6 protein-coding genes and 4 pseudogenes are annotated in these 12,629 nt (G+C 62.1%); 6 read left to right on the top strand and 4 right to left on the bottom strand.

Going from position 1 to position 12,629, the window contains the following annotated elements:
• Window positions 1-9: 9 nt before the first annotated feature.
• The 4 genes and pseudogenes from PD885_RS13430 to PD885_RS13415 form a co-directional block, all read left to right on the top strand.
• Window positions 10-1,156, top strand: a pseudogene (locus PD885_RS13430) (family 43 glycosylhydrolase); the annotation flags it as partial.
• A 96-nt stretch (window positions 1,157-1,252) separates the two neighbouring features.
• Window positions 1,253-1,518 (top strand): annotated as a pseudogene (locus tag PD885_RS13425) (prolyl oligopeptidase family serine peptidase); the annotation flags it as partial.
• A 377-nt stretch (window positions 1,519-1,895) separates the two neighbouring features.
• The gene (locus PD885_RS13420; RefSeq protein ID WP_002810909.1) at window positions 1,896-4,793 is read left to right on the top strand and encodes a TonB-dependent receptor; all 2,898 of its coding nucleotides are present in this window, start codon (window positions 1,896-1,898) and stop codon (window positions 4,791-4,793) included.
• A gap of 147 nt (window positions 4,794-4,940) precedes the next feature.
• Window positions 4,941-7,310: pseudogene (locus PD885_RS13415) on the top strand (beta-L-arabinofuranosidase domain-containing protein); the annotation flags it as partial.
• Window positions 7,311-7,483: 173 nt separating this feature from the next.
• Here the strand turns inward: PD885_RS13415 and PD885_RS13410 are convergent.
• Window positions 7,484-7,924: a hypothetical protein gene (locus PD885_RS13410; RefSeq protein WP_231895779.1), complete on the bottom strand. Its 441-nt coding sequence runs from the start codon at window positions 7,922-7,924 to the stop codon at window positions 7,484-7,486.
• Here PD885_RS13410 and PD885_RS22900 point away from each other — a divergent pair.
• Window positions 7,877-8,179 carry a hypothetical protein gene (locus tag PD885_RS22900; RefSeq protein WP_167699501.1) on the top strand — a complete coding sequence of 101 codons (303 nt, stop codon included), beginning with the start codon at window positions 7,877-7,879 and terminating at the stop codon, window positions 8,177-8,179. The genes PD885_RS13410 and PD885_RS22900 overlap by 48 nt on opposite strands.
• Here the strand turns inward: PD885_RS22900 and PD885_RS20840 are convergent.
• Together PD885_RS20840 and PD885_RS13400 are read right to left on the bottom strand one after the other, a co-directional pair.
• Entirely contained in the window at window positions 8,151-8,576 is a 426-nt protein-coding gene (locus PD885_RS20840; RefSeq protein WP_145954105.1) for a hypothetical protein, read from the bottom strand. The two genes, PD885_RS22900 and PD885_RS20840, sit on opposite strands and share 29 nt — an antisense overlap.
• 124 nt (window positions 8,577-8,700) lie before the next feature.
• Window positions 8,701-9,826, bottom strand: a pseudogene (locus tag PD885_RS13400) (IS3 family transposase).
• Window positions 9,827-10,150: 324 nt separating this feature from the next.
• Between PD885_RS13400 and PD885_RS13395 the strand changes: the two are divergent.
• Window positions 10,151-11,509 carry an IS5 family transposase gene (locus PD885_RS13395; RefSeq protein ID WP_065975124.1) on the top strand — a complete coding sequence of 453 codons (1,359 nt, stop codon included), beginning with the start codon at window positions 10,151-10,153 and terminating at the stop codon, window positions 11,507-11,509.
• A 459-nt stretch (window positions 11,510-11,968) separates the two neighbouring features.
• On the opposite strand, the gene PD885_RS13390 is transcribed toward PD885_RS13395, so the two are convergent.
• A complete protein-coding gene (locus tag PD885_RS13390; RefSeq protein WP_040762832.1) occupies window positions 11,969-12,577 on the bottom strand; it encodes a methyltransferase in 609 nt (202 codons plus the stop codon).
• Window positions 12,578-12,629: the final 52 nt, after the last annotated feature.

The following is a 12,629-nucleotide window of genomic DNA, read 5'->3' as shown; positions in this document are numbered from 1 at the left end:
CTGCCTTGATTCGCCATTGGCGTGGCGGTTTCCGACAGCCCGCTCGGCCCGTGGACCGATGCCCATCCGCAAGGGCCGGTGGTGTCGCAGTCGGTGTCCGGCAGCAACGATATCCAGAACATCGACCCGACCGTATTGGTGGACGACGACGGGCGCGTGTATCTGTAATGGGGCACGTTCGGTGCGTTGTCGCGATATGGTCAGCTTCAAGGGCGTGCTGGTGCGGGTGGACACGCTCGACGGCTATTTCGAAGCGCCCTGGCTATTCAAGCGCAACGGCACCTATTACCTGGCATATGCGGCCAACAACGCCGGCAGCACTTCCGCATGCACGCCCACGCTCTACCACGTGTGTATCGCCTATGCGTGCGCATCGACGCCGCTCGGCCCGTGGACCTGTCGCGGCGTCGTGCTGCCGCCGGTGTCCTCGACCATCTCGCATCCGGGCATCGTGGGCTTCAACACGCAGTGGTATCTGGTTTACCACACCGCCGATGCGCAGGGCGGCGGGCATTTCCGCCGCAGCGTGGCGATCGATCGCCTGGAGTGGGAAGACAGCACGCAACCGGCGCGCATTCGCACCGTCGCACCCACCCGGCGCGTGCAGCCGCCTACACCACCGCAACGCAATCAGGCCGCTGCCGCCTACGTCACCGCCTCCAATGGCCCGGAGATTCCGGTGCAGTATTGGATGGCCGCGCTCAACGACGGCATCGTCAAAGCCAATCCGCTGCCGCCGCAAATGTGGGGAAGCTGGACGCCGGACAATCCACCGCAGAAGTGGATTCAATATAGCTGGGCGCAGCCGGTGACCCTGGACCGTACCCGCATCGTGCTCTGGGCCGATCAGCCGGCCGGTGCTGACACTGGCGTGGCGCCGCCTGCGCGCTGGCATCTGGAGTATCGGCAAGGCAGGCAGTGGCATCCGGCGCAGCCGACCGACAGCTACGGCACACGCACCGATCGTTATGAGGCGGTGTCGTTCGCGCCGGTGATAACGCGCTGCGTACGCGTGGTGCTAAATGCCTCCGGCGCCGGAACGCATTACGCCGGGCTCGCAGTGCAGGAATGGGAAATGCTGGCGCCGCAGCCGCAATGTTTGCCGGCCGCTAGTGCTGCCGACAGCACGCGCTGCGATGTGGCTTGGAGTGGCTAACAAAACGACTGCGTAGCCGTCAGGCGGGCGCGGTCGGTACCGGGTATCGGCATGTACCACGCGTACACTGCGGTTCCCCGATGGCGGTTTGGTTTGCAGCAGCGCTATCGTGTGATCGAAAATATCTACGTGGGCCCACAAGGCTCGCGTATACCGAAGAGTTTCACCATCGCGACGCCGTTGCTGAGCGGGCTGTGGTTTGCGGTCGCGTCGATCGATGGCATGGGGACCAGCAATCGCTCGCGCGCCTTCCACGATGTCGCCTGGCGCAACCTCAAGGACGCCGGCCTGCCGGATCGCATCGCGCCTGGCACAAGGCCGCCGCCGCGCACTATCCTTGGTACGACATCGATGGCGGGGTCTATGCAACCTGCAATCACCACGTAGCAGCGCGCCTGATTGCGGACTGGATCGCGAGGCAAGGCATCGGCGTACGCTCGTTCACTTGCGAACCATGCTGTTTTCCGCATGCGCTGTCGACAAATGCGACAAGACGTGGCGCGTGCGCACAGGCACATTGTGACCGACTGATGAAATTGGAGCGTATATGCGACTCCAGTGCGAAACCAACATCCGTTCTGACAACGTGCGTCGCAAGTTGTCTGCGTAGCTACAGCATGGCCGTGGCGAGAGGTGTCGTTGCGTGCGCGTCTGCCATCCATCTTGACCTGCGCTGGCGTACGCCGGCACGGGCGTGCGTTGCCTATCGTTTGTCTGCCATACAAATCAGGAGCCCTGAATGCCGATGTTGCTGTTGCCTTTCTCCCGGACCACTGAGGTGACCACGCGCCCGGTGCCGAGCATGCTCACCACCGCGCTCCTGTTGGCGCTGTCTGCAGCTGCGGCCGCGCCCGTGTCTGCGCAGCAGGCGACCCAAAGCGGCGATGCGACGCAAACGCTGAATAATGTAGTCGTCACTGGCTCGCGCTTGCGCCGTGTGGATACAGAAACCGCCAACCCGGTCGTCACCGTCAGCCAGGAGCAGATTGCCGCGACCGGCAAGGCCACGGTCGGCGATCTGCTGCAGGAACTGCCATCCATCGCCGGTAACGCCACCAACCCGTACACCAATAACGGCGGCGGCACCGGTGCCTCGGCGATTTCACTGCGCGGGCTGGGCGAAAAACGCACGTTGGTGCTGGTCAACGGCATCCGGCTCGCCTACAACGACGTCAACGCGATTCCGTCCAGCATGATCGAGCGCATCGAGGTGCTGAGCGATGGCGCTTCTGCGGTGTACGGCTCCGATGCGATCGGCGGCGTGGTCAACTTCATCCTGCGCACGCACTTGGACGGCGTGCAGTTCAGTAGCGACTTCGGTACCAGTAGCGAAGGCGACGGCAACCGACGCAACTTCACCATGACCTCCGGCAAGACCTGGGAGCACGGGAGCCTGATCGGTGGCCTGTCACATCACAACATCGACCCGGTAGCGGCAGCGGCGCGCGACTATTCCAAAGACGCGCTGGCGCTGACCGATGGCCAGCCGGTGAAACAGGGTTCCTCGGCCACGCCCACCGGCGCAGTCAACTTCAACGATGGCTCCGACCAGTCTAGGCAGCTTGCGCAGTCCAATGGCTGCGGGCGCGTCAGCCTCAATAGTGGCGTCAGTGGGCGTGCCGACCAGGGTGATTTCCACTGCTACAACGCCAGTGCTGATGCCTACAATTACCAGCCGTTCAACCTGCTGCAGACCCCGCAAAAACGCACCAATGCCTTTGTGCTGGGCACGTATCGCTTCAACGACAGCGTGGAGGGTTACCTCAACACGTGGTTCAGTAAAACCGAATCCGCCTCGATCATCGCGCCGAGTCCGATCTTCTCCAACGGCGACAACATCCTGGTCTCGGCGCAGAGTTACTACAATCCATTCGGCGTCGACTTCGGCACCGACCGCACCACCGGCACGTCCTACAACGACCTCAATACGCGCGCCACCGTGCTTGGCAATCGCACTTATCAATACGCCACCTACAACTTTCAGATCAGCCCCGGAGTGCGCGGTCGATTCGGCGACAGTTCCTGGCAGTGGGACGCCAACTTCAACTACGGCAAGGTCAAACAGAAGTCGATCAACAACGGCTTTCTCGACTATGCCGCGTTCAATCAGGCGACCGGTCCCTCGTTCCTTGACAGCGATGGCGTGGTCAAGTGCGGCAGTGCGGGCGCGGCGGTTGCCGGTTGCACACCGCTGAATTTCTTCAACCTCAACGATAGCAGCAACCTGTCAACCTTGCAGGGCATGGTGGTCAACCCAATCGTGACCAGCGTGTATACCGTCAAGCAATTCGAAGCCAACGCCAACGGCACGTTGTTTGAATTGCCGGCCGGTGCGGCTAGCCTGGCGGCGGGTATTTCGTATCGTAAAGAACGCTCCACCACCGCATCCGACCAGCTATGGGCCGGCGATGAAAACGGCCTGTGCGGCGTGATCGAATTCTGCTCATCCGCCTTGAGTGGCAGTTTCGATGTCAAGGAAGCCTATGCCGAAGCCTTGTTTCCCTTGCTCAAGGATCTACCAGGCATCAACGCCTTGAACGTCACCGTGGGCACGCGTTTTTCCGACTACAGCTCGGTGGGCAGCAAGATTAACAGCAAGCTGTCGCTGGAGTACCGCCCGATCGAGAATTTGTTACTGCGCGGCACGGTCTCGCAGGTATTCCGCGCGCCTAACATCAACGAGTTGTATGCTGGTGTTGCCGGCGATGCGGCGACCGTCAACGACCCATGCAACGCCAATACCGGCGGCAATCGCGTTGCCTGCGCCAACGTACCGACCGACGGCAGCTATAGGCAGTCCGACGGCCAGGTGTCGGGCAAGGTGTCCGGCGCGGCAGTGGCGGGCTATCAACTCAAGCCGGAAACCGGCAAGTCGTACGACGTGGGACTGGTTTACGACCCGCACTGGATCGATGGCCTGTCGCTGAGTGCGGACTGGTGGCGCATCGATCTGGAAGACACCATTACCACGGTGTCGGCGCAGACCGTGCTCAATCAGTGCTTCGCAAACTCGGCCAGCGCGTTCTGCGCGCTGATCCATCGCAATGGCAACGGCACCATCAATTACATCGCCGAGCCCACCGTCAACCTGGGCAAGCTGTGGGCCAAGGGCATCGACTTCAATCTGACCTACCGCTTGCCGTCCACGCCGTGGGGCAACGTGACCGCGAGCCTCAACGGCACCTATCTGACACGCTATGACGTGCTGCCAGATACCACGGACCCGAACTCGGTCACCATCCACAATGTCGGCCGCTACACGCAGGCGTACGGCAACTTCCCGCGTTGGCGTGCGCTGGGCACAGTGAACTGGGCGTTGGGCGACTGGAGCGCCACCTGGCGCATCCGCTATGTGGGACATACCGCTATCGGCAATTCGGATCCGGACCAGAGCCTGTCGGCCGATTCCAGCGAGCCGACGGTAGTGCGCAACATTGGCGCCTACGTCTACAACAATCTGCAGCTCGGCTACAACGTTGAGCCGTGGCACACGCGTTTTGAAGTGGGCGTGGACAACATTACCAACAAACAACCGCCGCTGTATTACTCCAACAACGTCGGCAACGCCAACACCGATGTGTCCACCTACGACCTGCTTGGCCGGTTCTATTGGTTGCGCGCAACAGTGACGTTCTGATCGCTGTGTTGTATCGCTGTGCTGCGCGGCCAGATTCGACTGGGCGCGCAGCGTCCACGCCAATGCAGTCGTTGCCAATGCGACTGCTCTGCACTGTTGCAACAGCGCGCGCAGTCTGTGCGCGCTGCCCGGAGCTAAGCTGAGCCCATGACGGACGCGCACGAAACCGAGTTGACCTGCAACCACGCACCAACGCTATCACGGCGGCGCTTTCTGGCCTGGAGCGGCCTGGCTGTTGCTGCAGGTTTCCTGCGCTTTCCGGCCCAGGCCAGCGCTGCACAACCGGGTAGCGTGCGCGCCGTGTCGTTGGCCCAGGTCAGGCTGACGCCGTCGCTGTTTCTGGATGCGCTGCACACCAATCGGCGCTATTTGATGCGGCTGCAGCCTGACCGTCTGCTGCACAACTTCGCGTTGTATGCGGGCCTCGATCCCAAGGCGCCGGCTTACGGCGGGTGGGAAGCGGATACTATCGCCGGGCACACGCTCGGTCACTATCTCAGTGCATTGGCTTTGATGTATGCGCAGACTGGCGATGCGCAATGCCGCACGCGTGCCAGTTACCTGATTGCAGAACTCGCACGCTGCCAGGCGCATGCCGGCGATGGGTATGTGGCCGGATTCACCCGCAAAAACGCGGCAGGTAAGATCGAAAGCGGCCGCGCCGTCTTTGACGAACTCAAACGCGGCAAGATCGACTCGGCGCCTTTCTATCTCAACGGCAGCTGGGCACCGCTCTACACCTGGCACAAGCTGTTCGCCGGCCTGCTCGATGTGCATGCGCACTGCGACAACGCGCAGGCGCTACACGTTGCGACGGATTTGGCGGGATATCTGCAAGGCATCTTTGCCGCGCTCGACGACACACAATTGCAGCAGGTGCTGGCGTGCGAGTTCGGTGGCCTCAACGAATCGTTCGTCGAGCTGCACGTACGCACCGGCGACGCGCAATGGTTGGCACTGGCGCAGCGCCTGCACCATCACGCCGTGCTCGACCCGTTGATCGCCCAGCGCGACGAACTGGTGCACCAGCATTCCAACACCAACATCCCCAAGCTGATCGGCTTGGCGCGCGAGTATGAGGTCACCGGCGATGCCGCATCGGGCGCGGCCGCGCGCTTCTTCTGGCATACCGTCACCGAACACCATACTTACGTGATCGGCGGCAACGGCGACCGCGAATATTTCCAGCAGCCGGACAGCATCGCGCGTTTTCTCACCGAGCAGACGTGCGAGCATTGCGCCAGCTACAACATGCTCAAGCTCACCCGCCATCTGTACCAGTGGGGGCCGCAGGCCGCGCTATTCGATTACTACGAACGCACGCTGCTCAATCACGTGATGGCGCAGCAGCATCCCCGCACCGGCATGTTCACCTACATGACACCGATGCTGGCCGGCGAAGCGCGCAGCTGGTCGTCGCCGTTTCACGATTTCTGGTGCTGCGTCGGCAGCGGCATGGAAGCGCATGCGCAGTTTGGCGATTCCATCTACTGGCAGGACGGGCAGGGCGTTTACGTCAACCTGTACGTGCCTTCCACCGTGCGCGACGCTGCCGGGCTGGATATGACCTTGCACAGCGCGATGCCGGAGCAGGGCAGCGCATCGCTGCGTATCGATGCGGCGCCGGCAGAGCATCGCACGCTCGCACTGCGCGTGCCGGGCTGGGCGCAGTCGCCTATGCTGCAGCTCAATGGGCAGCCGGTCGACACGGCCATCACAGACGGCTACCTCCGCCTCACACGCGCGTGGAAGGCTGGCGATACCCTGAGAGTCTCGTTCGACATGCCGCTGCGCCTGGAAGCTGCACCAGACGATCCGGCCTGGGTGTCGGTGCTACGCGGACCGTTGGTATTGGCGGCCGATCTTGGCGATGCAGCCAAGCCCTGGTCTGGCAAGACCCCGGCATTGATCGGTGGCGAGGACGTGTTGCAACGTCTGCAGCCGGTGCCTGGTAAACCAGTGTTTGATTACAGCGACGGCGCACAGCACTGGCGGTTCTCGCCGTTCTACGCCCAATTCGACCGCCGCAGCGCGGTCTACCTGGAGCATCGCGACGCCGCCCAATGGCAGCAACGTCAGGCTGAGCAGGCTGCAGCGGAAGCCAAACAACAGGTACTCGACGCGCGCGCCCTGGATCGCATCGCCCTGGGCGATGAAACATCAGAGAAAGCACACGCGCTGCAGAGCGAAAGCTCTTATTCGCTGAGCTACCGCCGCCGGGCCGGCCGCGACGCCCGCACCGGCGGCTTCATCGCCTTCACTCTGCGCAACACCGCGCAGGCCCGCGTCCTGCGCCTGCGCTACTGGGGCGATGAAACCCGCCGCCGCTTCCGCATCCTCGCCGACGGCGAACTGGTCGCTAACGAACACCTGGACGGCAACCGCGGCCTGGACTTCGTCGACATCGACTACGCGTTGCCTGCAGCAGTAGCCGGCCGCGTCACCTTGCAGATCCGCATCGAACCGGAGACCGGCTATTCGGCCGGGCCAGCGTTTGGGTGTTGGGTGTTGGGTGCTGGAGTCGGTGTGAGTCATGAAGCCCCGCGGGATGTCATCGCGGTATCTGCATGGGATGCTAAGAAACCTCTGAACCACGCACCGCAGATGCGCGACACTATTGCCGAAGAATGTTGAGTGGCTGGACGTGATCGTGCTGCACGCTGTTTATTTTTGATCTATGAAGCTGTGGCTTACGGTCGCTTTCGCGTTTCTTTACCGGGCTGGGTATCGACCAGGATGTACTCGCTACCCTTGCTCTTCCAGGTAGGCGTGTCTCGGTCGATCCTGATGCACGGCCGGCCGCCACAGGAAGTGATTTCGATATGCTTGGATGCTTCCAGCACTTCTGCCTTCACTTCGATAGTGTCGGCACGCGCCTGCGCGGCTCGCAGCCGTGCGTCGGCTTGACTCAATAGCAGCCACGAGCCCACCAGCAAAAGAACGGAAAAGCCCGCCAGCGCGGCAATGATCTTCCAGGCCCAGGCCACCTCGGGACGCAGCGCCGCCTCCAACCGCTGCTGCTGATCTTGGAATTGCGCCACCATCGCTTGCTTGAACTTGGCCTCCTCTTTCTCCCTGGTCGCTTGCATTTGTGCCTGAGCATTTTTGGTCTGCTCCTGCAAGTTCGACATCCAGGTATCCAGCCGCCCAATGGCCAGTGTCATCTGTGCGAGGACATTGTGTGTGTCGTCGTTCATCTCGTTTCCCGTGCGGCGACTGCATTATCGCGAGAAACCCTGCTGCTGCGTCTCCACCTGCCGCTGCTGGGCTTGGAGCAACGCCTGATCCTGTTGCCGCTGCGTTTCCGCCGTCAGCTGCTGCAAACTCTGAGCGAGCGGTTGCGCCGCGGCTTGGGTTTTATCGATGAGCGCGCGGTCTATCAGTGACGGGTTGTTCGAGATTGCCAGCAAGCTCTGACCATCCCGGACTGGTGTCAGCGCATCGATGCTGGGCAGGTGTTGCAGCTTGGCCTGATAGGGCGACGCCTTCCATCTGCACACGATCAAGATACCCACCGGCTTGCGGCCCCAGCCGTTCCAGATGCGTTAGTGCCTGCTCGAAAAGCGGATTATCCCGGCCCGGCAATTGCTGCTGCTTCGCCAGAATCCGTTGCTCCGCATCGGCAACGGTCTGCTGCCAGCGCTCGGGAATTGCGAACGCCATCGCCGCCGTCCGTGCACCCTGTTCGTCACCGGCTTTCAAGGCGGCTAAATACTGATCGACCAGAGGATGACCGGCGGATTTGAGACTGGCGGTGGGCTCGCGTGTGTCAACCGTTTGCACTGGGACTTCCAACGGAAAGGTCGGGATCGGATTAGGCAAGGTCTGAACAACGCAACAGACCTCTAAAATTCGAGCCTGCTGCGTGCCAATAGCGACGTCCCCCCGCCCTGAGTAGCGGCCGGGTTTAGAGTCCGGGCCTGATGATATCGGTGTTTGCCAGATGTTGGGCATAAGCGGCCGGCGTCATGCTGCCGATTGCTTTTTTGGGTCGGTCCTCGTTGTATTCACGTCGCCAACGTTCGATCTCGGTGCGTGCATGCAGCAACGTCGGGAACCAGTGTTCGTTGAGGCATTCGTCGCGTAGTCGGCCGTTGAACGATTCGACGTAGGCGTTCTGGTTCGGTTTGCCCGGCTGGATGAGCCGTAGCTGCACACCACGGGCGTGCGCCCAGGCGACCATCGCCCTGCCGCAAAACTCCTTGCTGTTGTGCCCCGAGGGCAGGCTTCGCGCTCGGTGCGGATCACCTGCGGCAGGCCACGGCTGTGTGCCAGTCGGTCCAGCACGCGCGCAACGCCGTGTCCCGAGATCGCGCGCTCCACGTCGATGGCGACCGCTTCGTGGGTTGCGTCGTCCACGATCACCAGACACTTGATCACCCGACCTTCCACAGTGCGGTCGAACACGAAGTCCATCGACCACACCTGGTTGGCCTGCAATGGCCGCAACAATGGTTGGCGCTCGCCCACCGGCACCTTCTTGCGCCTGCGGCGCCGGACCTGCAACTGCTGTTCGCGGTACAACCGCTCCACACGCTTGTAGTTCACGACGCGTCCTTCCTGACGAAGTTTGAGATAGATCATCCCCACGCCATAGCGGCGATGGCGATGCGCCAGCGCAAGAATGCGCTCGCGTAGCTCAACGTTGCGGTCTTCGCACGGGCGATAGCGCAGCGCACTGGCGCTCATGCCGATCGCCGCCAAGGCGCGACGCTCGCTGGCACCGCACCCGATCCACTCGCGCACCAGCGCACGACGCGCCGGTGCGCTCACCACTTTTTTCGCAGTGCATCCTTGATCAGGTCGTTTTCGAACAGCTGCTCGGCCAACAACTTCTTCAGCCGCGCGTTTTCGGACTCAAGGTCCTTGAGTCGCTTGGCATCGGGCACGCTCATTCCGCCGAACTTGCTGCGCCACAGGCAGTACGAGGCCTCACTGAAGCCATGGCGCCGGCACAGGTCTTTGATCGCCACGCCTGCTTCGGCTTCGCGCAGGAAGCCAATGATCTGCTCTTCGGTAAAGCGCTTCTTCACGTCCAATCTCCTCGGGGTAGGGAATTGGACTCCAAACTGAGGCGCTACTCAAAATCGGGGGGACGTCGGTCAGGGCTAATCAGGAAGACCTATCTTTCAATTCTCGGCCCATGCCTCTTGGTGCTCATTCTCGTTGTAATCATGTCATTGAGCGGCAAGGGACCCACGACAGTTAAGAAAGTGGCTTTAGTAGCCGTCGTCCTGATTAGTCGCCCCTGAAAAACCCCAACCACCCAACGACCGCAAGGCCTTGATGTCTGCACCGGCGTGCCAAAACTACCGGTGTTCGCTACGCTGAAGGCTGGTTTCTTGCAATTTTCAGTCATGCGTACACGCCGTCCTGCTGCCGAGCACATGCCTGCCGACGAGTTGTTTCGTTCGCGGCTGGAGAACCTGCGTCATCCGCTGGCGCGGCTGAGCCAACAGATGCCGTGGACGGCGTTGGAGCAAGCACTTTCATCGCGCTTGCCGGCCACCCAGGCCGGTGGCGGTCGGCCGGCATTGCCGGTGCGGCTGATTGCCGGTTTGCTCTACCTCAAACACGCCTACGACCTGTCCGATGAAACGGTGTGCGAGCGTTGGCTGGAGAATCCGTACTGGCAGTTCTTCACTGGCGAGGTCGTGTTCCAGACGCGTTTGCCGTGCGATGCCAGCTCGCTGACGCGCTGGCGGCAGCGCCTGGGTGAGGCCGGGATGGAAGAGCTGCTGGCGCACACCATCAACGCCGCGCATGCGATGCAGGCGGTGGACGCACGCGAGTTGTCGCGGGTGATCGTGGGCACCACGGTGCAAGAGAAGGCGATCGCCTATCCGACCGACAGCCGTTTGCTGGAGGTGGCACGCAAGAAGCTGGTGTTACTGGCCAAGCGGCACGGCATCGGATTGCGGCAGAGCTACGCGCGGCAAGGCCCGGCCCTGAGCCGCAAGGCAGTTCGGTATGCGCATGCGCGCCAGTTCAAGCGGATGCAGCGCGTCCTGCGACGTCAACGCACGGTATTGGGGCGGGTGTTGCGCGACATCCAACGCAAACTCGATCAGGTAAACACCGGCGTGCGCGAGCGCATCGCTGTCTGGCTGGAACGTGCGCAACGGCTGTACACGCAGCGTCCGAAGGACAAACAAAAACTGTACGCATTGCATGCCCCGGAAGTGGAATGCATCGGCAAGGGCAAGGCGCGTCAAGCGTACGAATTCGGCGTCAAGGTCGGCATTGCAGTCACCGCCTGCAAGGGATTGGTCGTGGGTGCGCGCAGCTTCCCGGGCAACCCGTACGACGGCGATACCTTGGCCGAGCAGCTGGAGCAGACACGCGGGTTGCTGCAGGATGTGAGCGTAGAACCGACGGTGGCGATCGTGGACCTGGGCGATCGCGGGCGCGAAGTCGATGGCGTGCAGGTCCTGCATCGCGGCAAGGCCAAGACGCTGACGCGACGGCAATGGCGCTGGATCAAGCGACGGCAGGCGGTGGAGCCGGTGATCGGACATCTGAAAGACGACTGCAGGTTGCGTCGCTGCAGGCTGAAAGGTGCCCAAGGCGATGCGCTGCACGTGCTCGGCTGCGCGGCCGGCTACAACCTGCGCTGGCTGCTGCGCTGGATCGCGTTTTTGCGTGCCTGGATGCGGGCGATGGGATGGTCATCCTTGAGTGCCGTGCCGCTGTCACCGACGGCACTTGGCGCTTGACGGGGATTTTTCAGGGACGACTGATTAACTTTGGAGTATCCGGTTACTTCGTTTGGCAAGTTTGGAGTGTGCGTGTCAGTGTGGTTGCAGATGCGTTGGTGGTCGGACGTCGTAAGCGTACCGATGGGCGCCATCCGCTGGGAAGAAACAGTGAATGCCACGCGATACGGTTTCCTTTGCGTAAATTTGGTACGAGCCTACCTGGGATGTACACAGGATTTTTCACGCGCCAAGGGGTAAGGATGCTTTTTTGGCGCGGTCATCGGAGCCATCTACGCTCATTCCCACCACGAAAGAGTTCGATTTGGTGGCGCCGACATTTGTGTACGAACAGTTACGTCAATGCGCGTACTTACCAAAGGGAAGCTAGCAATGCATCCTTCGCTGGGTAGGTCTTTCTATTGCGTACCGGCACCACTCGCAAATAGCTTGTTAGCGTATGTGCGCCGCGGCCCTATGCTAGCCGCGCTCCAACGCCGACGCCGACGCCGCTGCGGCCAGCTGCGGCGATAGCCAGCAGTGCGAGCCGAGTGCAGCGAACCCCACACTGGCAAAGCGGCGCCGATACCAGCGCGCCGGCCGCGCCTGAAAACCATCGTGGTCGCCTTCGAAGGCGTCTTCCTGCGCAAAGGCTTCCAGAAACGCCACGCCTGCGCACATCTCCGCCAATCCAGGCAGGCCCTGATTGAACTCGGGCGTGGGCACGTAATGCAGCACGTCCGAGCAGATCAGCAGGTCCACTGGTGCGCACGGACGCAGCCACGCGAAGTCGCCGAGGCGGGCAGGGTGGATCTGTCGGCTGCGGCTGTAGCGCTGCACTGCGTAGGCGCTGCTATCGAAGCCCAGGTAGCTGATCTTTGGCCGCAGCGTCAGCAGCGGCGCACGCCACGCGGCCTCGCCGCAGCCGATATCCAGCACGCTGCGGACCGGGCGCTCAAGGTAGTACTCGGCCTGGCTTACCGCGAGTGCGACCTTGCGTCGCACGCGCGCAGGGTCGGCCAGCCCGGCATCGCGATACCAGCGGCTGAAATAGTGAGCGTCGTACTGTTTGTCGTTTGACTGTTGCATGGACGTAAGCTGCTTTCGCGCGCGCGGATAGGTGAAAATGCGGGCCATCCTA

Origin of the sequence: Xanthomonas fragariae, assembly GCF_900183975.1 — a bacterium.
GTDB lineage: Bacteria > Pseudomonadota > Gammaproteobacteria > Xanthomonadales > Xanthomonadaceae > Xanthomonas > Xanthomonas fragariae.
Note: the sequence above shows the minus strand (reverse complement) of the source record. Positions and strands in the feature narration are given on the sequence as shown.

What these genes read in the sequence shown, in the direction of transcription:
- PD885_RS13390 (WP_040762832.1), bottom strand. Translation starts at nt 12,577, where the DNA reads ATGCAACAGTCAAACGACAAACAGTACGACGCTCACTATTTCAGCCGC.
- PD885_RS13420 (WP_002810909.1), top strand. Translation starts at nt 1,896, where the DNA reads ATGCCGATGTTGCTGTTGCCTTTCTCCCGGACCACTGAGGTGACCACG.
- PD885_RS13395 (WP_065975124.1), top strand. Translation starts at nt 10,151, where the DNA reads ATGCGTACACGCCGTCCTGCTGCCGAGCACATGCCTGCCGACGAGTTG.
- PD885_RS13410 (WP_231895779.1), bottom strand. Translation starts at nt 7,924, where the DNA reads ATGTCGAACTTGCAGGAGCAGACCAAAAATGCTCAGGCACAAATGCAA.